The organism is Haloarcula sp. Atlit-47R, assembly GCF_003665985.1.
Classification (GTDB): domain Archaea; phylum Halobacteriota; class Halobacteria; order Halobacteriales; family Haloarculaceae; genus Haloarcula; species Haloarcula taiwanensis.
Map to the genome: position 1 here is coordinate 1 of NZ_QPLQ01000052.1, position 492 is coordinate 492.

Here is a 492-nt window from a genome sequence, read left to right on the forward strand (position 1 = left end):
GTCGAGGAACGACTTCGCCGCGAGGTAGGCGACCACGTCGGCTCTGGTGACGCCGAACTCGTCGAGTCGCTCCTCGACGTTCTCGGGCGCGACGCCGAAGAGGTCCGAGACCGTCTGGTGGAACTCCTCGGTCGAAACCGCGCCGTAGATGTCGTGGTAGACGGCGAGCGTCTTCTCGAACTCCGCCGTCGTCGAGAGCGTCCCGTCGGGCGCTTCGTCGACCGCGCCGGCGGCGATGAGCGTTTCGAGCGCGGTCTCGGGGTCGGCGTCGATGTCGGTCGCAGCCATCCTCAAACCCCCAGATACCGCTCGCGAGTCTCGTCGTCGTCGCGGAGTTCCTCGGCGGTCCCGTCGAAGACGATGCCCCCTTGGTCGATGACGTACGCGCGGTCCGCGAGTTTGATGGCCGCCGCGGCGTTCTGCTCGACGAGCAGGATGGTCGTGCCCGCGTCGCTGATGCGCTCGACCGCGTCCTCAACGTCCTCGATAATC

At 67.3% G+C, this 492-nt stretch carries 2 pseudogenes; both read right to left on the reverse strand.

The features are described from left to right. A pseudogene (locus tag DVK00_RS20820) lies at positions 1-288 on the reverse strand (thioredoxin); the annotation flags it as partial. Between the two features lie 2 nt (positions 289-290). Then, a pseudogene (locus DVK00_RS20825) lies at positions 291-492 on the reverse strand (ABC transporter ATP-binding protein); the annotation flags it as partial.